The following is a 21,061-nucleotide window of genomic DNA, read 5'->3' on the forward strand; positions in this document are numbered from 1 at the left end:
ATGATATAAAAACTCCCCGATACCTGTTCGTATCGGGGAGTAATTTTATATTCGTATGTGCACGTTAATTATAAAGTGGAAATATTCCGCTTAAATCAGTCTTCACCGTAAAGCTTCTCTGCGAAGAATTACTTCTCAGCGAGCTTTGTGAGGTACTCGTAACGGTTAGCAGCAGTCTTTTCTGCCTTCTCGAAGAGCTCCTTAGCACGGTCTGGGAATGAACGTGTGAGTGCGCTGTAACGAGCCTCGTTCATGATGAAGTCCTGATAAGACTCTGTTGGAGCCTTAGAGTCGAGCTGGAATGGGTTCTTGCCCTCAGCAGCAAGACGAGGATCATAACGGAAGTTGTTCCAGTAGCCGCACTTAACAGCCTTCTCCATCTCAGACTGACAGTTAGTCATACCGCCCTTGATAGAGTGCATCTCACAAGGTGCATAGCCGATGATGAGTGATGGGCCCGGATAAGCCTCAGCTTCCTTGATTGCCTTGAGTGTCTGGTTCATATCAGCACCCATAGCGATCTGTGCAACATAGATGTAACCGTAGCTCATAGCGATATCAGCAAGACGCTTCTTTGCGATTGCCTTACCTGCTGCTGCGAACTGTGCAACCTGACCGATGTTAGAGGACTTGGAAGCCTGTCCGCCTGTATTTGAGTAAACCTCGGTATCGAATACCATGATGTTTACATCTTCGCCTGTAGCGAGAACGTGGTCAAGACCGCCGAATCCGATATCGTAAGCCCAACCGTCGCCGCCGAAGATCCATACGGACTTCTTGGAGAGGTAGTTCTTGTTCTCAAGGATATCTGCCTTCTTATCGCACTTGCAGTCGCACTTTTCGAGCTCAGCAACGAGTGCAGCTGTTGCAGCTGTATTCTTTGCGCCGTCGTTAACTGTTGCGAGGTACTCATCAGCAGCTGCCTTGATCTCAGCAGATGCCTTATCGCTTGCAGCGATTTCCTTTACTTCCTCAATGAGTCTTTCACGGATTGCCTTCTGACCGAGATACATACCGAGACCGTGCTCAGCGTTGTCCTCGAACAGTGAGTTAGCCCATGCAGGACCGTGGCCGTTTGCATCAACAGTGTATGGTGAAGTAGCAGCAGGACCGCCCCAGATTGAAGAACATCCTGTTGCGTTGGAGATGTACATTCTTGAACCAAAGAGCTGTGTGATGAGTCTTGCATAAGAAGTCTCAGCACAGCCTGCGCATGAACCTGAGAATTCAAGGAGAGGCTTCTTGTACTGGCTGGAGATAACAGTAGCGTCTGTTGCTACATCTGTCTTCTCTGTAACCTTAGCAACACAGTAATCGAATACTGCCTGCTGTGGCTCCTGTGACTCTCTTGGAACCATCTTGAGTGACTTAGTTGGGCAGACACCGATACATACGCCGCAACCCATACAGTCCATAGCAGAAACAGCAAGTGTGTACTTGTACTCTGTCTTTACGATCGGCTTAGGAGCGATCTTGATGTTCTCAGGAGCAGCAGCAACCTCAGCGTCAGTAAGAGCGAATGGACGGATTGTTGCGTGTGGGCAGACAAATGAACACTTGTTACACTTTGCACAAGTATCCTGATTCCACTCAGGAACCATAACAGCTACGCCACGCTTCTCGTATGCAGAAGCACCCTGCTCGAATGTACCGTCAACGTGATCTGTGAATGCAGAAACAGGGAGAGTATCACCGAGCATCTTGCCTACAGGGTTCATGATGCCGTCAACCATCTTGACGAGCTTCTCTGGGCCCTCGAGCTTAGCAGGTGCGGAATTATCAACAGCATTTGCCCACTCAGCAGGAACGTCTACCTTAACGTAAGCATTTGCGCCTGCGTCGATAGCCTTCTCGTTCATCTGAACGATCTCGATACCCTTCTTCATGAACTTCTGAGCCTTCTCCTTCATGTAGCCGATTGCCTCAGCCTCAGGAAGAACCTTTGAAAGTGAGAAGAATGCAGACTGGAGAATTGTATTTGTACGCTTGCCAAGACCGATCTCCTGTGCAAGGTCTATAGCGTTAACCAGATAGAGCTGGATATTGTTCTTAGCGATATACTGCTTTGTATCAGCTGTGAGGTGCTGATCTAGCTCCTCAGGCTTCCACTGGCAGTTGATAAGGAATACACCGCCCGGCTTTACGTCGTTGACCATCTTGTAACCCTTGAGGATGTATGATGGGTTATGACAGGCAACAAAGTCAGCCTTGTTTATGTAGTAAGGGCTCTTGATAGGCTTGTCACCAAAACGAAGGTGTGAGATAGTGATACCGCCTGTCTTCTTTGAGTCATACTGGAAGTATGCCTGAACGTACTTGTCAGTGTGGTCACCGATGATCTTGATAGAGTCCTTGTTTGCACCAACAGTACCGTCGCCGCCGAGACCCCAGAACTTGCACTCGATAGTGCCTTCTGCTGCTGTGTTAGGAGCATCTTCCTCAGCGAGTGAGAGGTTTGTAACATCGTCAACGATACCGAGTGTGAACTGTGGCTTAGGATCAGCCTTAGCGAGCTCTGCATAAACAGCGAATACAGATGCAGGAGGAGTATCCTTGGAACCGAGACCGTAACGACCGCCGATTACCTTGATACCAGTTCTGCCTGTAGTATTGAGAGCAGCAACTACATCGAGGTAAAGTGGCTCACCAAGAGAGCCTGGCTCCTTAGTTCTGTCGAGTACAGCGATTGTCTTAGCTGTTGCAGGGATTGCCTCAACGAGCTTTTCAGCTGAGAATGGACGGAACAGGCGAACCTTAACGATACCGACCTTCTCACCCTTCTTGTTAAGGTAGTCGATAACTTCCTCAGCAACGTCGCAGATAGAACCCATTGCAACGATAACGCGCTCTGCATCAGGAGCACCGTAGTAATTGAAGAGCTTGTAGTCTGTGCCGAGCTTTGCATTTACCTTGCCCATGTATTCCTCAACGATAGCAGGAACAGCATTGTAGTAGGAGTTGCAAGCCTCACGGTGCTGGAAGAAGATATCTCCGTTTTCGTGAGAACCACGCATTGTTGGATTTTCAGGATTAAGAGCACGATCACGGAATGCCTTTACAGCGTCCATATCGCACATTTCCTTCAGATCCTCGTAATCCCATACGGCGATCTTCTGGATCTCGTGAGATGTACGGAAACCGTCGAAGAAGTTGATGAAAGGAACACGGCTCTTGATCGATGCGAGATGAGCAACAGCAGCGAGATCCATAACTTCCTGTGGGTTTGTCTCAGCGAGCATTGCAAAACCAGTCTGACGGCAAGCGTAAACGTCGGAGTGGTCACCGAAAATGTTCAGTGCGTGAGAAGCGACGCAACGTGCAGAAACATGGAATACGCAAGGAAGCAGCTCACCGGCGATCTTGTACATATTCGGGATCATGAGGAGAAGACCCTGTGAAGCAGTATAAGTTGTGGTAAGAGCACCAGCGTTCAGAGAACCGTGAACAGTACCTGCTGCACCGGCTTCTGACTGCATCTCCTCAACCTTAACGGTAGTGCCGAAAATGTTCTTGACACCCTGAGCAGACCACTGATCAACATAGTCTGCCATCGGGCTGGAAGGTGTGATCGGATAGATACCGGCAACTTCCGTGAAGGCATAAGAAACATATGCAGCGGCATTATTACCGTCCATTGTTTTCATTTTTCTTTTGATTGCCATAGGAATGACCTCCTAAAATAGTATTAAATTTAGGTTATAGGAATGTTTAACGGGACGAGCGTTAACCATGTATAACTACGGTATCTATTATATCACAAAACATATTTTTTGTAAACACCTTTTTTTGCTCTGTGATACAAAGTTATCAAGCGTATTTTGCGCAATTTGCCTATATTCCAATGAATTTGACAAACTTTTGGCAATTGGGAAAATGCTAATTTGTACAAGTGTCAGGATAAAAAAATAAGTATTGTAAAAATTGTTGTATAAGTTTGGGGTAAACTTGTGCATAATAACAAAAGTTGGCGATTATACTTGACGGAAAGTCGGAAATAAGGTATAATAACTACAGTGTTAAATAATCTTTAATTATTAACACTCGTTTTGTTGTCTCCTTTCTTTTGTTCTACACATATTTATTTTCATCTGTTTATCTAAAACAAGCAAGGTTTTTACCTTGCTTATTTTTTTGTCAGCGCAAACTGAGCCGGCTTGAGCGCTTGCCACGTTGTCGCTCGTAAACTCGCTCACTCTTTTCAAAGCAGTTAATTGTACTTCACCTTACGGCACTTTTATTGGCGGGCGGCTAAGGGATAACGGCTTGCGGGCGGATAATATCCGCCCCTACTACTCGCTGCTCTCTATTCAGTAATCACTATTTAATGACGGGCTGTCGAGGACGCCAGCCCCTACAGGGTTACGAAGTAATATATGAGCCCGTACAGCGTTGCGGCTGAGCAGCCGAAAAGTATTACGGGACCTGCAATAGTGAATATTTTTGCTCCTACGCCAAGTATGGGACCTTCTGATCTCGCCTCGACAGCGCAGGAGCTTATTGCGTTTGAAAAGCCTGTGATAGGTACGAGAGTTCCTGCGCCTGCGTGCTTTGCAAGCTTTTCGTACCAGCCGAGACCTGTGCACACAGAGCTGAGTCCCACAAGTATTATGGAGGTCCATGTGCCTGCTTCTGTGCGGTCGAGTCCGTAGGCTTGCAGCAATGAGAGTATTATCTCACCGAGAGCACATATGGCTCCGCCCACGATAAATGCAAAGGGGATATTTATTTTAGAATTGGACTTTGGCGAAGCCTGCCGCGTCATATCGCTGTAAAGCTCGGGTGTTATTTTCATAGTATCAACTCCTTTGCTTTATTATGTGTTGATGACCATGTAATATTCATAACTGTGTTCAAAGCCGTTTGGTGCGTTGTTTACAGCGCTTTTAGTTTCATATCATTTCTCTCTTCGGCATATACATTAATAAACGAAAGAGAAAGAGGTGATATGTTTGAAAACACAGCCAGAAGGGCGTGCGGTCATGCTCGGAAGGTATATTATCGAAAACAGGACTACTGTACGCGGTGCTGCTAAGAACTTCGGCATCTCAAAAAGCACAGTACATAAAGATGTAAGCGAAAGGCTGAAGCAGGAGGATCCTGAGCTGTACGAAAAAGTGAAGGACATACTCGAAATAAACAAGAAGGAAAGACATATCCGCGGAGGTCTGGCTACCAAGCGGAAATATGCCGAAATAGCCTGTCACAGGAAGAATAATATATACAGATAGAAAAAGCAGCATCTTTCGATGCTGCTTTATTACTTATATGCCTGCAAGTTTTTTGAACTTGATATAGAACTCGCTGACTGAGTTTCTTCCTGTCAGTGAAGTTTCGTCAACGTAAGCGCCGATGTACTTGCCGTCGCGGAATACATAATAATTTGTATCCTCGCCCTTGACAAGGTCTATCTTCATGGTCTTGCCGTCATTGAAGCTGTATTCGGCTGTCATGAACGGATCTTTGAGCTCAGGCTTTGCGTTAACGTCTGTGCCTGTGAATTTCAGTACTGATAATGCAGTGAAGAAGTTGTTGAAAGCAACGTAGTTCTCTGTGGGACCAAAGTCAACGTCCTTGCCGTTGTACTTGCACTTCATATTCGAGATATCGACCTCGCAGGTGTCGGTGTTGCCCATATAGCTGAACTTGAAACTGTTTACGTTGGTCGAACTTGCCGAAACATAATTGCGTACGATGTAATTATACGGGAGAGCCTGTGCGATGTCAAGGTCATCCTTGTAATAAAGCTCGACCTGTTCATCGTCTATAAGCACGAAGCAGTATGTGGGATCGTCTTCGTTTGCACTGATAAGAATGTGATGCTCGCTGCCGTCTTTTCCCTTAACGACTACATCGCCGTATGGCTTGTCAAAGCCGTATTTTGAAAGGTCGTCAAGCTTTTCGTCAAGCATTTCCTCTGCTTCGAGACGAACGAGGTTGTTGAGAGCGGCTGTTACGGCAGTCTGGTCAAGTTCAATATCGGAGTACTCCTTAGGGAGTGACCACATCTGAGTGTCTGTATCAAGTGTAAGGTCGCAGAGCACCTTGCCGTCCTTATAGGTGGTTATCTGCTTGATATCGTAAAGCGAATAGGGGACGATCATCTTGTCCTTGAGGAGAAGCCTGTCAAGCTTCAGCACACTTCCGTGCTTTGCGTCAACGGCATAGACATTCTTCTTGCCGTCAACGGTGACGTAGTAATATTCGCCTGTGGGGCTCTCGCTGCCTATGCATATGGTGTGTGTGCCCGAAGGATTTGTCAACTCTATCTTATCGGGAGCGTCAAGACCGTACATTGCGAGCTTTTCATCTGTTACAGCACCGTAATTGGTAGCGGCTTTGAGGTCTGAAAGATAAGTGCATACGAGCTGGCAGTAGTCCTGGTCAAGAGCAAACTCGTTATTGCTGAGAGTCCATACATCGTCGGTCTTTTCGGCGGTATATGACTCGCTGCCCTTTGAGAAAACTATCTTTGTAGGGCTGTAGGGGTCAAAATTGAAGAGCACATTTTCTGCAAGCTCTTCCTTTGCCTGCTGTTTTGTCTTGTCCTTGTGATCTTTTGCGGCAAGGTAAAATCCGATGGAAGCACCTGCCATGAGAACAAGGGCGATAAGCGCGATAATTATTTTTTTCATCAGGAATGTCTCCTTTTAAGCCATACAGCTACACCGATGATAGCGAGGAGAGCCGGGATAACGTAAACCAAGGCGATAACAGTTGTTGCTTCCTTGTTATCCTTAAAGGCAATGTGGTCGTAGGAGTTGAACTTGTTTCCTATACCGAACTGTATATCGCTGTCGTAGAGCCATGTGTTGCTGAAGGTAGCAAGCATATTGGTACCGCTTATGGAAGGCGCGATAACATCGCTGTCGATTATAGATGTTGTACCGAATACGATCATTTTGCCGCCTGTAGTCTTATTGTATGAATAGTAGCCGAAGTCAAGGTCCATTCCGCTGAGGAGATCATTTGCCTGCTGTGCGGTGATGTTGTCGCCGCCCATTGCCTTGCTGACTGTTGTGTAGTTGCCTGCATCCGATACGTTCTTTACAATAGATGAACGCTCTGTGTAAGCAGCGCCGGGGAAGCTGTCCTCGGGGATCTCGGTAAGGCTTCGTGTATTTGCGATACCTGCGACATATGCACCCTGACTGATAAGCTCGTTAAGGTCAGAGGTAATGTCCTGAGTGAATTCGTCGTTGTATCTTGAACCTGCGGGGTACTCAACACGGAAGTAATTCTCGACCTGCTTATCGTCTCTGTCGTGGAGCATATTAGCTGGCAGAGACTCGGTAACGTAGTTGTAATCGAGGATAAGTCCGAATTTTTCCATTACGTTCTCTATGTTGTAGAAGCGTCCCTTTGTGTCGCATGGGTCGATGAGGAAGGAAAGTGAACCGCCGTTGTCTGCGTACTCGTTGAGGAGATCCTTTTCCTTGTCTGTGATATCCTTCTGAGGACCTGCAAGATAGATTATCTTTGCGTTGTCTGGGATAACGCCTGCCTTGTCGAGGTCAAGCTCCTGAACATCGTAGTCCTTGGATTTGAGCTGGTTTGCGTATATTGAGAAGTTGTCGTTTATAGACTTTTCTCCGTGACCTGTAAGGAAATATATTGTAGGGAGAGAACCGCTTGAGCAAATGGAGATAGCTGCTGCAAGGAGCTCTTCGCCTGCGTACTGCTTTTCGCCCTTTGAGGACTTCTGGAATACCTTTGAGGCGCTTATCTTCTTTGTAACGTTGTTGCACTTTACAAAGATATCACATTCCTTTGTACCGAGATTGCCCTCGGGGTCAAGGCTGCTTGCGAGTGAAGCATTTTCATTTGGGTCGAAGCAGGTGAGTTTGATATTGTCATACTCGTCAAGCTGAGTGAGAGTATGATAAAGGGGAAGAAATTCCGAGGCTTCGGCTTCATGGAAGTATGCAAGCTTTGAGAGATAGTAGATATCTATATGCTTGTCGGAATTGTCAGCGATGAGCTGCTTTGTCTTGTCGCTGAGGGTGTACTTCTTTGAAGGTGTCATATCATAGCCTTTGTCGTAAAAGCTTACGATAAGGTTTATCGGTATGAATACAACAAGTACAAGTATTGCCATTATGAAGGCTATGGTATTGGTAAAGTTCTTTTTCTTCTTCATATCAGCTTACCCCCTGTTCCAACGTCTTTTCTCGATGGAGATGTATGTCCATGCGAGGAAAACTATTATTACAGAGCCGAAGAATACCATGTCGGAAAGACGAATGAAGCCCTCAGAGAAGTATGCAAATCTTGGCTGTGCTGCGAATGCGTATATTACCGACTGTATCTTTGGGTACTGTGCGATAAAAGGTGTGTTTGAAAAGTCGTCAACGAAGAGAAGCACGAACATTATGATCTCGTCAATGATGAATGCCAGCAGGAGAGACTCGGTAAGCGATGATATGAACATACCGACTGCGATATACATGGTTCCCCAGAAGAAGATACCTATGTATGCACAAATGAGCTGGCTTACGATGACCTCTCCCTTCATTGCTGTGAGGATAGGGAAGAAGGCTGTTCCGAGAAGCATGAAAATGTAAACGGTAACGTTTGCGAAGAACTTTGCCATTACTATTTTAAATACGCTGACAGGTGATGTCATCAGCAGTACCTCTGTACCGTTCTTGCGTTCCTCGGCAAAGGTCCTGATAGTCAGGATAGGTATAAGGAATATGAAATAGATGATTACGGAATAGAACATCTCCGTGAAAGAGAATGCCCATGTGTTGGTTCCCTCCAGATTGGATATACCGATCGAAAAGCTGAGAGAGAACAGCAGCATGAAGAGTGCTGCAAAAGCGTAAGCGAAAGGAGTGTAGAAGAATGATTGCAGCTCCTTCTTATAAATAGGAAACATCTTACTCTTCCTCCTTTGTTTCAGTAGTTTCAGTAGTTTCAGCAGTTTTTTCAGACTCGTCGGGCATCTCGTCGAGAAGCTCCTGAAGTCCGTTTTTCTTTGCGGGGCGGTTGATAAGCTCGATGAATACGTTTTCGAGATTAGGCTTGTCCGTAAACATTTCAAGTATGCTTATGCCGTTTTTGAGACAGTCGGACATGATAGCGTCTCTGACAGCGTCGGAGTCACCTTCAAGATCAACAGTGAAGGAGAAGATGCTGCTGCCCTCGTCCTCGATCTTTTTTATTTCCTTTACGCCCTTGGTCATACCTATTATAGAAGCAGCCAGATCCTTGTCGCCCTTGACTTTGATGTGGAGAACAAGAGATGTAGCGAATGACTTCTCAAGGTTTTCAATGGTGTCGATAGCTCTTATGTCACCCTTATTGATGATTATTACCCTGTCACATACAGCACTTACCTCGCTGAGGATATGTGAGCTGAAAATGACGGAGTGCTCTTTTTTCAGGTCCTTGATTATGGCACGCACCTCTGCCACCTGATTAGGGTCGAGACCAACGGTAGGCTCGTCAAGGATAAGAAACTTGGGATTGCCGAGAAGTGCCTGAGCAAATCCCACGCGCTGCTTATAACCCTTTGAAAGGTTGCGGATAAGCTTTCCCGAAACGTCCTTGATTTTAAGAAGTCCCATAACGCGCTCGATCTCGCTCTTGCGCTCACCGCGGGGGACTCTTTTCAGACCTGCACAGAAGGAGAGATACTCTTTTACCTTCATATCGGGGTAAACAGGAGGTATCTCGGGGAGATATCCGATATTCCGCTTTGCCTTTACGGGATCTTTGGTTATGTCTGCACCATAGATAGTCACGGTTCCGTCCGACATGGGCAGATAACCTGCGATCATGTTCATGGTTGTTGATTTTCCCGCGCCGTTGGGTCCGAGAAAACCGAGGATCTCATTATCATTTATTGTAAAGCTTATATGATTTACAGCACGGTTGCTGCCGTAATACTTCGTAAGATTTTCAATATTAATCATGAGCTGCTCCTTTCCGATCAATAAATCAATTTTATCAAAAAAACAGGTGCTATTATCTCATCATAGCATACTGCTATATTATCGCAGAATAATATTAACACAAGATGAATAAAATATGAATAAAATGTTAATTCAAGGCGCTGTTACGTATTTGCGCGGTTGCTCTGCAAGTAAAGTGACAGGTAAATCTTATAGCGAAAGTGTGAGGATTTTGTGAGAGTTTATTGTGGGTAAGATGAATGTTGAAAGAGATTGTTTTAAAATATGATTTATTAATAATTAGTTAGCATATCCGATTTTTAGCTCTTTTCAGCGGTAGACAAATTGTACAAAAAAGCTTTTAGCTTTGTGTGCATTGCACCAAAAATGACTTTGCTCAAATGTGAAAACGATGTAAACTGTTGACACAAACTAAATTGTAGAATATAATTATCTTGAAAATAGTTTGAGAATTGTGTGTAGTCTGCGTGAAAATACACACAGTGTACGAAGTATTTTCGTATGCACCCCCGAAAGTGCGAACCTTAGGGGGGTAAAATCCATTTTTAACCACTATATTATTACGAGAGGGGTAAAAACAAATGATAAGCAAAAAGAATAAGGCTCTCGCAGCTGGCATTCTTGCAGCTGCAATGTCCGCAACAGCAGTTCTTCCTTCAATTGCTTCAGCTGCTGAGATTTCAAGCTATGCAAAGGAAACTACTTATGCTGAGATGTTCTCGTCACTTTATGAAGACGTTGTAACAAACGGTATAGAGAACGGCTACCTTAGCAAACAGACAAATGGTTCTGGATTCGGTATTCCTTATCATTCAGTAGAAACATTCATCGTTGAGGCTCCTGACTACGGTCACGAGACAACATCAGAAGCTATGTCATACATCGTATGGATGGCTGCTATGCACGATGTTCTTGCTGAAAAGAATGTTATCAGCGGTTCTAAGGGCGACCTGAAGAAGGCTTGGAACACAATGGAGGCTATGATCCCTGGTTGGTCAAAGGCTCACGGCAGATCTGATATCGATTACGGTTCATTCTGGGAGCAGACAAAGGTAGAGGCTGACTCATCAGAAGAGTGCGATCAGCCAAGTGACTACCCTGCAAAGCAGGAAGGCGGTAAGGCTGCTAACCCACTTTATGAGACATTCAAGTCTGCTTACAGCAGTGACGAAGGTTACTACCTCATGAACTGGCTCGCTGACGTTGATGACTGGTATGGATTCAGCAAGGGCACAGACGGCGAGGGCAAGTTCACATTTATCAATACATTCCAGAGAGGCGAACAGGAGTCTTGTTTCGAGACAGTTCCTGCTCCTTGTCTTGAAGAACTCCTTTGGGGTATGGAAAGCAAGGATAAGGATAACGGTAACGGTATCAAGGCTATCTTCAATGGTAAGGACAAGGTTCCTTCACAGTACTCATTCACAAACGCTCCTGACGCTGAGGATCGTTGTATCCACGCTGTATACTTTGCAAACCAGTACAACGCAGGTGATTCTTCTGTATCTGCTCTCGCAGGTAAGATGGGTGACCAGTGCCGTAACGATATGTTTGATAAGTACTACAAGAAGATCGACGAAAAGACAAGACTCACAAGCTCAGCTGAGTCTGGCAACGGCGGTCAGCACTACCTCATGGGCTGGTATACTGCTTGGGGCGGAGCTCTCAAGGCAAGCTACGGCAACTACGGCTGGGCTTGGCAGATCGGCTGCTCACACTCACATCAGTTCTATCAGAACCCACTTGCTGCTTATGGTCTTCTCTATGATTCATCTATCAACAGTGGTATGAAGGCTAAGGGCGCTACAGATGACTATACAGAGTCTCTCAAGAGACAGATCGAAATGTATCAGTGGCTCCAGTCTGTTGACGGTCCTTTCGCTGGTGGTTGTACAAACAGCTGGAGAGGTCGTTACGAGGAATATCCTTCAGGCCATGCTACATTCTATAAGATGGCTTACGTTCCACATCCTGTATACGCTGACCCAGGTTCAAACCACTGGATCGGTAACCAGGTATGGTCAACACAGCGTCTTGCCGAGCTTTACTACTATGTAGTAACAAACGGCGACAAGTCCAACCAGACATACGGTGGTCTTGACCTCGAGACAGCTCTCGACAAGCTCCTCACAAGATGGGTTGGCTGGTTCGAGAAGAATACACAGTTCGACTATGTAGACGATGCCGGCAATACTCATACATATGCTATCCCATCAACTCTTGACTGGGGTTCAAAGGATACAGACTATTCTTGCACACCTGATACATGGACAGGTACATACGATGAGAACGGTAACCAGAAGCTTACTTGTAAGATCGGCGGTTACGGTCAGGGAGACGTGGGATGCGTATCCTCACTCTGTAACACACTTATGTACTATGCTAAGGCTAAGAATGTTGATCCTGAGTATGCATCAAAGGAAGGTACAACTGTTGAGCAGAAGGCTCTCTATCTTGCTAACAGACTCCTTACAGCTCAGTATCAGGAAGGCCGTGACGAGATCGGTATCACATTTACTGACTCTAACCCAAGCCTCAAGAGAGTATACGAAGAGAAGGTATATATTCCTGATTACTACAAGGGAACAATGCCTGATGGTTCTAAGCTTGAGCCAAACGCTACATTCTCATCAATCCGTAAGAGCTACGAGAAGGATAAGATGTGGCAGGAGTGCAAGAAGTACTACGATGGCGAAGGCGAAGATAACAATGGCGACGGCACAGTTGATTGTGGCGACTACCAGTTCCGGTATCACAGATTCTGGCACGCTGGTGACGCTGTAGTTGCTTACGGTACAATGGCACTTCTCTATCCTGAGGTTAAGCCACTTGTTTCAACTACACAGCCTGTTGAGACAACAACTACAACAACAACTGTTACAACTACATCAGTTGTAACTACAGCTCCTAATGTTACACCTACTGTAACAGTTTGGGGTGACGCTAACTGCGACGGCGATGTAGATATGTCCGATATCGTTCTTATCATGCAGAGCCTTGCTAACCCGAACAAGTACGGTGAGGGCGGCTCAGACAAGTCTGCTATCACAGCACAGGGTAAGGCTAACGCTGACGTTGATACATCAAGCAAGGGTATCACAACTCAGGATGCAGTTCGTATTCAGAACTTCCTCCTCAACAAGATCACATCACTTGATCCTACTAAGTAATTATTACTTAGAGATAAGATGTTTAAAGCTGCACGGTTTTCCGTGCAGCTTTTTATTTTCGGATACTATTCTGCTCTCCCAATATTTTCCGAAAAAAGCTTGCATTTTACTGTAAATAATGATATAATATTATAATAGCATTTTTATGCGAAAAAATATTCCTAAGAAAGCAGGCGATAGGGTGCTTAGAAGTATGACAGGCTACGGAAGAGCGCAGCAGATACTTAATGGACGCGATATCCTTGTGGAGATCCGTTCAGTTAACCATAGATATTATGAATATTCGTCAAGAGTTCCCAGAACCTACAGCTATATAGATGAAAAGCTGAAGGCTCTGCTCAAAACAAGCATTTCACGCGGCAAGGTTGAAGTATCCGTAACTATCAACAATATCGAAGGCAAAGATACCGAGATCGCTATAAACAAGGGCGCGGCTGAGGGCTATGTCAACGCACTCAGAAGCATTGCAGATGAGCTTGGCGTAGAGGACGATATCACACTCTCAAAGCTTATTAAGCTCCCTGATATATTCAATATACAGAAAACTCCCGACGACGAGGAACAGGTATGGGGAGATGTTTCAAAGGTAGCCTCAGAGGCTATAGGCAAATTCGTAGAAATGCGCCAGACTGAGGGCGAACGCCTTAAAGCCGATATTATCGAAAAGGCTGAGGGCATACTTAAAATGGTCTCAAAGGTGGAGGAGCTTTCACCGCAGACTGTTGAAAATTACAGAAACAGACTTTACAAGAAGCTCAGCGAAGTCCTTGAAGGCAAGGACATAGATGAACAGAGAGTCCTTACGGAAGCAGCTGTTTTCGCTGAGAAGATAGCCGTTGACGAAGAAACTGTAAGACTCCGCAGCCATATCTCACAGCTTGAGAATATGGTGTCGGGCGATGACGCAGTGGGCAGAAAGCTTGATTTCATCGTGCAGGAAATGAACCGCGAGGTAAATACTATCGGTTCCAAGGCTCAGGATCTTAATATCACAAAGGTCGTAGTCGATATGAAGGCTGAGATCGAGAAGATACGCGAGCAGATCCAGAATGTAGAGTAATACCATGAAGCTTATAAATATAGGTTATGGAAATATGGTGTCAGCTGACAGGATAGTTACTATCGTAAGTCCCGAGTCAGCCCCCATAAAACGCCTTATACAGGAGGCACGCGACGACGGCAGAGCTGTTGACGCGACCTACGGAAGAAAAACAAGAGCCGTAATGATAATGGACAGCGGTCATATTATCCTTTCATCACTCATTACTGAAACTCTTGCTGCAAGAATAAACGGTTCAGGAGGAACTGACGACGATGAATAAAGGCAGACTTATTGTATTTTCCGCTCCCTCGGGCTGCGGAAAGGGTACAATGCTGGAGGAGATACTGAAGGACGAGCGTTTCGCAGTATCTGTTTCGGCGACTACAAGAGCTCCGCGAGAGGGTGAAAAGGACGGTGTGAATTATCACTTCCTTACCCGTGAGGACTTTGAACAGCGTATTGCTGACGGAAAGTTCATCGAACACGCCGAGTATTGTCAGAACCTTTACGGAACTCTTTCCAGCGAGGTTGACGGCAGACTCGAAAAGGGACTCAATGTTATTCTCGAAATAGAGCCTCAGGGCGCAATGAAGATACGCGAAAAGCGTCCCGACGCACTGTTTATATTCATAGTTCCGCCTTCAATAGGGGAGCTTCGCCGCCGTCTGAAAAAGCGCGGCACAGAGACCGATGAGGTCATAGAGGAACGTATTTCAAAGGCTGCGTGGGAGATCTCACAGGCTGAAAAATACGATTACATCATTGTCAACGACGCCCTTGAGGACGCTGTAAGCGACTTCTTTGCGGTCATACGCGGAGAACAGCTTAAAAAGGAGTTTTCGGGCGATATTATAGAAGAGGTGCTTAAAAATGCTTAGACCGGCAGTAAATCAGATCATCACAAAGAATGAGAGCTGTTATTCGCTCGTTATCGCTGTTGCAAAGCGTGCAAGACAGATCTCGGAGGAGCTTTACGAGAACGGCGAGACTCTTGAGGAGAAGCCTGTAAAGACAGCTGTTGAGGAGCTTGCAAGCGGAAAGTGCAAGATAGTAAGCACTATTCCTCAGAACAACGAGTAATGCCCCTTATTGCGGAGACCGCAGTCAGCGGAACAGCCTATTCCTTTGATATGCTGTTCAGCTATGCTGTTCCCGATAAGCTGAGAGAGAGCATCGCCTGCGGATGCAGGGTGCTTGTGCCTTTCGGCAAGGGGAACAAACGCAGGATAGGAGTGGTGATGAAGCTTACCGAGGGCGAAAAAAAGGGGCTTAAATCCCTTGTGTCACTTGTGGACGATGAGCCTGTTATCTCGGAGGAGCTTCTCAGACTTGCCCTGTATGTGAGAGAGCATACATTCTGCACCTATTTTGATGCGGTAAAAGCTATGCTCCCGCCTGCAATGAGCGTGAGCGCGAAAGAAACGTTCAGGCTTGTTAAGAATTTCACGGATATATCTTCTCTCAGTCCCGAGGCTGCAAATCTGCTGGAAATACTTTCGGGTACGGCAGGCAGTAAAGAGCTGAATGAACTGATAGAGAAGCATATAATAGATAAGGGCAGACATCTTCCCGACGAGCTTTGCGATGCAGGTGCTCTGGACTCGGACAACGTTTTCAGGCAGGCTGTAGGGGACGCGGCTGTGAGAATGGTGCGTCTGTCAGAAAAGTATATGAGTGCTCCCGAGAGCTTTGAGCTTACGCCAAAGCAGAAAAAGGTTGCGGATTTCCTCAGTGAATTCGGATCTGCTGCGGTAAGAGAGGCTGCGTATATGTGCGGAGTCACCGAAGCGGTAGTGAAGCGTCTTTGCGCAAACGGAGCAGCCGAGGAGTACGAAGCAGAAGTGCTGAGAAGGGTCGAGGGCGATGCGGAGGAGAAAAGAAGTCCGCAGGATATCGTCCTTTCAGACGAACAGCAGAGAGCACACGATGCTGTGCTTGCTCAGCTTTTCGAGAGAAAACCTGCGGTGTTCCTGCTTCACGGCGTAACGGGAAGCGGTAAGACATCGGTCTTTGAAAAGCTCATAGACGACACTGTAAAAATGGGAAGGCAGGCAATGCTGCTCATTCCCGAAATAGGTCTTACGCCGCAGATACTGAAGCGATTTCGGTCGCTTTTCGGTGAGAGAGTAGCTGTTATACACAGCGGACTTTCACTTGGTCAGAGACTTGACGAGTACAAGAGAATAAAAAGGGGCGACGCGGATATCGTAATTGGTACGAGAAGCGCGGTTTTTGCTCCGCTGAATAATATCGGACTCATTATAACAGATGAGGAGGGCGAGCGCTCCTATAAATCGGACAGCTCTCCCAGATATATGACACATGATATCGCCAAGCAGCGATGTGCATATCATAACTGTGTACTTCTGCTTGCTTCGGCTACGCCTTCTATCGAGAGCTATTACCTCGCCGAAAGGGGAGCGTACAGGCTTCTTGAAATGAAGGAAAGGTACGGCAATGCACCGCTTCCCGAGGTGAGTATAATTGATATGAACCTTGAGCGCGAGGCAGGCAACCGCACGGAATTCAGCCGCAGACTTGCGGAGGAGATAAGCCTTAACCTTAAAAACGGCGAGCAGTCCATACTGCTTCTGAACAGGCGCGGCTATCACACTATCATAAGCTGCTGCGACTGCTATCAGCCGCTGTATTGCCCGAATTGCTCGGTGCCGCTGACCTACCACAAGAAAAACAACAAGCTGATGTGCCACTACTGCGGCTATGTCAGCGACCCTGTTGAGGAGTGTCCTTCCTGCGGCTCGAAGCATCTTAAAAACATGGGCTTCGGTACGCAGAAGCTTGAAGAGGAGCTTTCCACATTCTTCCCGAGTGCCCGTATCCTTCGTATGGACGCTGATACCACGTTTTCGAGGTATTCCTATGAGAAGAGCTTCAAGGACTTCCGCGAGGGTAAATACGACATAATGATAGGTACTCAGATGATAGGCAAGGGACTGGATTTTCCCGATGTTACGCTAGTAGGTGTACTTTCGGTGGATAAGGCTCTCTATGCAGGGGATTTCCGAAGCTATGAGCGTACCTTCTCCCTTATCACTCAGGTGGTGGGACGAGGCGGACGCGGCGAGCGAAAGGGCAGAGCCATATTGCAGACCTTCATTCCCGAGCACTACATTATGAATCTTGCGGCTGCGCAGGACTATAAGGGCTTCTACAATGAAGAAATAGCCATACGCCGCGCAATGATATTTCCGCCGCTGTGCGATATGTGCATTTTCTGCTTTGCAGGCGGAGAGGACTTTACAGTAAAAGTCGGTGCAGACGCTGTTCTGAGACTTATGAACCATAAGCTCAGGGAGCTTCAGCCGAAAACACCCGTGCGTGTGCTTGGACCCGTAAGATGCTCATATGGCAGGATAAACGGCAAGTACCGCTACAGGATAATAATGAAATGCAAGAACAACGCCGAAATGAGGGGATATATCAGTGATATCCTTACAGAGTCGGCAAAGCTGAAAGAGATGAAAGGTATAGCCCTTTACGCCGATATGAACGGCGATGTGGGCGTATGAGAGAAAAGGATAGGATAAAATGGCACTTAGAAGAATTTTAACCGATAAGGACGAAGTGCTCCACAAGGTATGCAAGCCTGTGGAGAAGTTTGACGAAAAGCTTGCACAGCTTCTCGATGATATGCACGAGACTCTCAACAAAGCCGAGGGCGTTGGTCTGGCTGCTCCGCAGATAGGCTTATGCCGCAGAATATTCATCATGCATCTTGATGAAAACGACATCGTGGAGGCTATCAATCCCGAGGTCACCAAAAAAGAAGGCAAGCAGCGTGTGCAGGAGGGCTGCCTTTCCTGCCCGAATGTATGGGGCTATGTAACAAGACCCATGAGCTGCCACCTTAAAGCTCAGGACAGGAACGGAAACTGGTTCGAGCGTGATTTCACAGAGCTTGGCGCACAGTGTACCTGCCATGAGAACGACCATCTTGACGGTCATATATTTACAGAAATAGTCGAAGAATTCTTTGTACCAGAGGAGCCGAAAAAATGAAAATAGTATTTATGGGAACACCTGATTTTGCTGTGCCGTGCCTGCGTACTCTTGCAGAGAGCGGACACGAGATAGCAGCAGTGTTCACTCAGCCTGATAAACCTAAGGGAAGAGGATATAAGCTCATACCTACGCCTGTAAAGGCTGCTGCACAGGAGTACGATATACCTGTATACCAGCCGCTTTCACTGAGAAAGGGCGAGGACGCAGAGGAGGCTATGAAGACATTACGTGAGATAGCTCCCGAGCTTATAGTAGTTACCGCCTACGGACAGATACTTCCGAAGGAGGTACTGGAACTCCCGAAGCATGGCTGTGTGAATATACACGCTTCACTTCTGCCGAAATACAGGGGCGCAGCTCCTATCAACTGGGTAATACTCAACGGCGAGAAGGAAACAGGTGTTACTTCCATGCAGATGAGCGAGGGGCTTGATACAGGCGATATGCTCATCAAGAAAAGCACCGAGATAGGCGCAAACGAGACCTATGAGGAGCTTTACGCAAGACTTTCCGACATGGGCGGCGAGGTCCTTGCAGAAACTTTAAAAGCTATCGAAAGCGGCGACCTTCACCCCGAGGTGCAGGACGATAGCCTTAGCTGCTATTCGCCTATGATACGCAAGGAAATGAGTGCGCTTGACTTTTCAAAGCCTGCTGCGGATATACACAATACTATCCGCGGTGTTACGGGATTTGCAATGCTTGAAGGCAAGCGTCTGAAGGTATTCAGATCAGAGCTTTCCGATAAAAAGTACCCCAATGCTGAAAACGGTGCTATCGTCGACACAAAGAGCTTTGCAGTAAAGTGCGGCGACGGCGGTGCGGTAATATTCCGCGAGGTCCAGCCTGAGGGCAAAAAACGTATGAACACAGAAGACTTCCTCAGAGGCAAAAAGCTTACAGAGGGAGAGCTTCTCGGATAAGGAGGAAATTATGGATATCTTATTGATTTTAATAATGATTCTGCTGCCTATCATCGCGCAGATAAACGTTAAGCTCACATTCAACAAGTACAGCAAGGTCGGAAATTCAAGAGGTCTTACTGCTGATGAAGTTGCAAGAAAAATACTCGATGCAAACGGTCTTTCTCATGTAAGTATCGAGCATATCAGCGGCGAGCTCAGCGACCACTACGACCCGAGAGCAAACGTAGTAAGACTTTCAGACTCTTGCTACGGCAAGACTTCTGTTGCTGCTATCGGCGTAGCTGCACACGAGTGCGGTCATGCCTGTCAGCACGCTGAGAACTACACTCCTATCGTAATAAGAAGCAAGATAGTTCCTTTAACAAATATCTGCTCACGTTTATGGTATTTTGTGCTTATTATCGGCTGCTTACTCGCACAGATGACTATCGGTACAACTCTTATATATGTATCTATCGCTATGTTTGCAGCAGTTGTACTTTTCCAGATAGTAACTCTTCCATGTGAGTTCGACGCAAGCAACAGAGCATTAAAGACACTTGAACAGGATAATATCCTTGAGATGCAGGAGGTACCTCAGGCTAAGAAGGTGCTCACAGCAGCAGCTCTCACATATGTTGCAGCTCTCGTATCATCTATCATTCAGCTTCTCAGACTCCTTGCATCTGTCAGAAGAAGATAATGACAGACCCCAGATACCTTGCGGTAAAGCTCCTTGACAAGACCTTTTCGGGCGGAAGCTATTCAAACCTCCAGCTTGACAGCGGTCTTAAAGCCTCTGACCTTGACGACAGGGGAAAGAAGCTTTGCTCTGCTATCTATTATGGAGTCATAGAGCGCAAGCTGACTCTTGACCATATCATCGGCGGACTCAGTTCACGTCCCGTTGCAAAGCTTGACAGCATTATCCTCAATATACTGCGCTGCGGTATCTATCAGATAATGTATATGGACAGCGTTCCCGATAACGCAGCCGTAAACGAAAGCGTAGCACTTGCGAAGAAATTCCGCAAGACAAGTGCTTCGGGCATGGTAAACGCTGTTCTGCGCAATTTTATAAGGGGCGGCAAGGAGATAAAGCTTCCGAAAAAAGCTATTGAAGCCATGTCCGTGAAGTATTCCGCACCTGTACCGCTGGTGAAAAGTCTCACAGATGACTACGGTGCAGATAGGGCGGAGAAATTTCTTGCAAATTCTCTTGAAAAGAGTGTCACATATCTGCGCAGAAATGCGTTATTATGTAATGAGGAAGAATTTCACGGAGCACTCGGCAATATTAAAGCCGAAAGGCTGAGAGAATATTGTTACACGGCTGAAAACGGCGACCTTACCGCTACAGAGGCTTTTAAAAAGGGATATTTCCATGTTCAGGGACTTGCCTCACAGCTTTGCTGCGAAACACTTGCTCCTGACGAGCAGGACAGAGTCCTTGATATATGCGCAGCTCCGGGCGGCAAGACCTTTACAATGGCGGAGCTTATGAACGGCAAGGGCGAGATATACGCCTTTGACCTTCACGAAAAACGTGCCGAGCTCATACGCAAGGGCGCGGAAAGACTCCGACTCACCAATATCAAAGCGGCAGCAGGGGACGCAACTGTATTCAACTCCGACCTGCCGAAATTCACTAAGATACTCTGCGATGTCCCGTGTTCGGGACTGGGAGTCATCGGCAGCAAGCCCGAGATAAAGTACAAGGATATCTCAGACTTTGCGGGGCTCCCCGATATACAATATAAAATAGTGTGCAATGCGCTCAACTATCTGGAGAAGGGCGGTACTCTCGTCTACTCCACCTGTACGGTGCGCAGAGCCGAAAACGAGGAGGTCTGCGAAAGACTTCTCCGCGAACACCCCGAGCTTGAAGCAGTTGAGCTTCCCGAGCTTATGGGAGAGAGTTTCGGCACTATGGCAACACTTATGCCGCCGAAATTCGGCAGCGGCTTCTTTATAGCAAAATTCAGAAAAAAGTAAGGTGATAAA

General features: G+C 46.6%; 17 protein-coding genes. 11 read left to right on the forward strand and 6 right to left on the reverse strand.

Annotated features, from left to right (window positions below; all coding sequences use genetic code 11):
- Positions 1-128 precede the first annotated feature (128 nt).
- The gene (nifJ, locus tag BUB28_RS12510; protein ID WP_072951944.1) at positions 129-3,656 is read right to left on the reverse strand and encodes a pyruvate:ferredoxin (flavodoxin) oxidoreductase; all 3,528 of its coding nucleotides are present in this window, start codon (positions 3,654-3,656) and stop codon (positions 129-131) included.
- A 695-nt stretch (positions 3,657-4,351) separates the two neighbouring features.
- A complete protein-coding gene (locus tag BUB28_RS12515) occupies positions 4,352-4,792 on the reverse strand; it encodes a SpoVA/SpoVAEb family sporulation membrane protein (protein WP_072951888.1) in 441 nt (146 codons plus the stop codon).
- 157 nt (positions 4,793-4,949) lie between these two features.
- Here BUB28_RS12515 and BUB28_RS12520 point away from each other — a divergent pair, with 157 nt between their 5' ends.
- A complete protein-coding gene (locus tag BUB28_RS12520) occupies positions 4,950-5,228 on the forward strand; it encodes a sporulation transcriptional regulator SpoIIID (RefSeq protein WP_072951889.1) in 279 nt (92 codons plus the stop codon).
- Positions 5,229-5,261: 33 nt separating this feature from the next.
- On the opposite strand, the gene BUB28_RS12525 is transcribed toward BUB28_RS12520, so the two are convergent.
- Genes BUB28_RS12525 through BUB28_RS12540 form a run of 4 tightly spaced genes read right to left on the reverse strand, consistent with a single transcriptional unit; the run spans position 5,262 to position 9,917 of the window.
- On the reverse strand, positions 5,262-6,632 hold the full coding sequence (locus tag BUB28_RS12525; RefSeq protein ID WP_072951890.1) for a DUF4340 domain-containing protein: 1,371 nt from the start codon (positions 6,630-6,632) through the stop codon (positions 5,262-5,264).
- Positions 6,632-8,137: a GldG family protein gene (locus tag BUB28_RS12530; RefSeq protein WP_072951891.1), complete on the reverse strand. Its 1,506-nt coding sequence runs from the start codon at positions 8,135-8,137 to the stop codon at positions 6,632-6,634. Before BUB28_RS12530 ends, BUB28_RS12525 begins: the two co-directional genes overlap by 1 nt.
- A gap of 6 nt (positions 8,138-8,143) precedes the next feature.
- On the reverse strand, positions 8,144-8,878 hold the full coding sequence (locus BUB28_RS12535; RefSeq protein WP_072951892.1) for an ABC transporter permease: 735 nt from the start codon (positions 8,876-8,878) through the stop codon (positions 8,144-8,146).
- A 1-nt stretch (position 8,879) separates the two neighbouring features.
- Positions 8,880-9,917, reverse strand: coding sequence for an ABC transporter ATP-binding protein (locus BUB28_RS12540; protein ID WP_072951893.1), 1,038 nt, complete (start codon positions 9,915-9,917; stop codon positions 8,880-8,882).
- 581 nt (positions 9,918-10,498) lie between these two features.
- Between BUB28_RS12540 and BUB28_RS12545 the strand changes: the two genes are divergently transcribed.
- From BUB28_RS12545 to rsmB, 10 genes are all read left to right on the forward strand, one after another.
- A complete protein-coding gene (locus BUB28_RS12545) occupies positions 10,499-13,087 on the forward strand; it encodes a glycoside hydrolase family 48 protein (protein WP_072951894.1) in 2,589 nt (862 codons plus the stop codon).
- A gap of 181 nt (positions 13,088-13,268) precedes the next feature.
- On the forward strand, positions 13,269-14,147 hold the full coding sequence (locus BUB28_RS12550) for a YicC/YloC family endoribonuclease (protein WP_072951895.1): 879 nt from the start codon (positions 13,269-13,271) through the stop codon (positions 14,145-14,147).
- Positions 14,148-14,151: 4 nt separating this feature from the next.
- Positions 14,152-14,409: a DUF370 domain-containing protein gene (locus BUB28_RS12555; RefSeq protein WP_072951896.1), complete on the forward strand. Its 258-nt coding sequence runs from the start codon at positions 14,152-14,154 to the stop codon at positions 14,407-14,409.
- Positions 14,402-15,007, forward strand: coding sequence for a guanylate kinase (gene gmk, locus BUB28_RS12560; RefSeq protein WP_072951897.1), 606 nt, complete (start codon positions 14,402-14,404; stop codon positions 15,005-15,007). The genes BUB28_RS12555 and gmk overlap by 8 nt, the downstream gene beginning before the upstream one ends.
- Complete coding sequence (rpoZ, locus tag BUB28_RS12565; RefSeq protein ID WP_072951898.1) at positions 15,000-15,209, forward strand: DNA-directed RNA polymerase subunit omega; 210 nt, start codon at positions 15,000-15,002, stop codon at positions 15,207-15,209. The genes gmk and rpoZ overlap by 8 nt, the downstream gene beginning before the upstream one ends.
- Positions 15,209-17,659 (forward strand): replication restart helicase PriA, encoded by a 2,451-nt coding sequence (gene priA / locus BUB28_RS12570; RefSeq protein ID WP_072951899.1) that lies wholly within the window; start codon positions 15,209-15,211, stop codon positions 17,657-17,659. Before rpoZ ends, priA begins: the two co-directional genes overlap by 1 nt.
- A 19-nt stretch (positions 17,660-17,678) precedes the next feature.
- Positions 17,679-18,149 (forward strand): peptide deformylase, encoded by a 471-nt coding sequence (gene def / locus BUB28_RS12575; RefSeq protein WP_072951900.1) that lies wholly within the window; start codon positions 17,679-17,681, stop codon positions 18,147-18,149.
- Positions 18,146-19,075, forward strand: a complete 930-nt coding sequence (gene fmt, locus BUB28_RS12580; RefSeq protein ID WP_072951901.1) for a methionyl-tRNA formyltransferase — start codon at positions 18,146-18,148, stop codon at positions 19,073-19,075. The genes def and fmt overlap by 4 nt, the downstream gene beginning before the upstream one ends.
- A 10-nt stretch (positions 19,076-19,085) precedes the next feature.
- Positions 19,086-19,760, forward strand: coding sequence for a zinc metallopeptidase (locus BUB28_RS12585; protein WP_072951902.1), 675 nt, complete (start codon positions 19,086-19,088; stop codon positions 19,758-19,760).
- Complete coding sequence (rsmB, locus tag BUB28_RS12590) at positions 19,760-21,052, forward strand: 16S rRNA (cytosine(967)-C(5))-methyltransferase RsmB (RefSeq protein ID WP_072951903.1); 1,293 nt, start codon at positions 19,760-19,762, stop codon at positions 21,050-21,052. The genes BUB28_RS12585 and rsmB overlap by 1 nt, the downstream gene beginning before the upstream one ends.
- The last annotated feature ends 9 nt before the right edge of the window (positions 21,053-21,061 follow it).

It is taken from the genome of Ruminococcus flavefaciens, from assembly GCF_900143025.1.
In the GTDB taxonomy this organism is placed as follows: Bacteria; Bacillota; Clostridia; order Oscillospirales; family Ruminococcaceae; genus Ruminococcus; species Ruminococcus flavefaciens_I.

Excerpts from the sequence above, each read along its gene's own strand:
- BUB28_RS12545 (WP_072951894.1), top strand. The coding sequence starts at position 10,499 with ATGATAAGCAAAAAGAATAAGGCTCTCGCAGCTGGCATTCTTGCAGCT.
- BUB28_RS12555 (WP_072951896.1), top strand. The coding sequence starts at position 14,152 with ATGAAGCTTATAAATATAGGTTATGGAAATATGGTGTCAGCTGACAGG.
- BUB28_RS12515 (WP_072951888.1), bottom strand. The coding sequence starts at position 4,792 with ATGAAAATAACACCCGAGCTTTACAGCGATATGACGCGGCAGGCTTCG.
- def (WP_072951900.1), top strand. The coding sequence starts at position 17,679 with ATGGCACTTAGAAGAATTTTAACCGATAAGGACGAAGTGCTCCACAAG.
- fmt (WP_072951901.1), top strand. The coding sequence starts at position 18,146 with ATGAAAATAGTATTTATGGGAACACCTGATTTTGCTGTGCCGTGCCTG.
- BUB28_RS12525 (WP_072951890.1), bottom strand. The coding sequence starts at position 6,632 with ATGAAAAAAATAATTATCGCGCTTATCGCCCTTGTTCTCATGGCAGGT.
- BUB28_RS12585 (WP_072951902.1), top strand. The coding sequence starts at position 19,086 with ATGGATATCTTATTGATTTTAATAATGATTCTGCTGCCTATCATCGCG.
- rpoZ (WP_072951898.1), top strand. The coding sequence starts at position 15,000 with ATGCTTAGACCGGCAGTAAATCAGATCATCACAAAGAATGAGAGCTGT.
- rsmB (WP_072951903.1), top strand. The coding sequence starts at position 19,760 with ATGACAGACCCCAGATACCTTGCGGTAAAGCTCCTTGACAAGACCTTT.
- BUB28_RS12540 (WP_072951893.1), bottom strand. The coding sequence starts at position 9,917 with ATGATTAATATTGAAAATCTTACGAAGTATTACGGCAGCAACCGTGCT.
- gmk (WP_072951897.1), top strand. The coding sequence starts at position 14,402 with ATGAATAAAGGCAGACTTATTGTATTTTCCGCTCCCTCGGGCTGCGGA.
- BUB28_RS12530 (WP_072951891.1), bottom strand. The coding sequence starts at position 8,137 with ATGAAGAAGAAAAAGAACTTTACCAATACCATAGCCTTCATAATGGCA.
- BUB28_RS12535 (WP_072951892.1), bottom strand. The coding sequence starts at position 8,878 with ATGTTTCCTATTTATAAGAAGGAGCTGCAATCATTCTTCTACACTCCT.
- priA (WP_072951899.1), top strand. The coding sequence starts at position 15,209 with ATGCCCCTTATTGCGGAGACCGCAGTCAGCGGAACAGCCTATTCCTTT.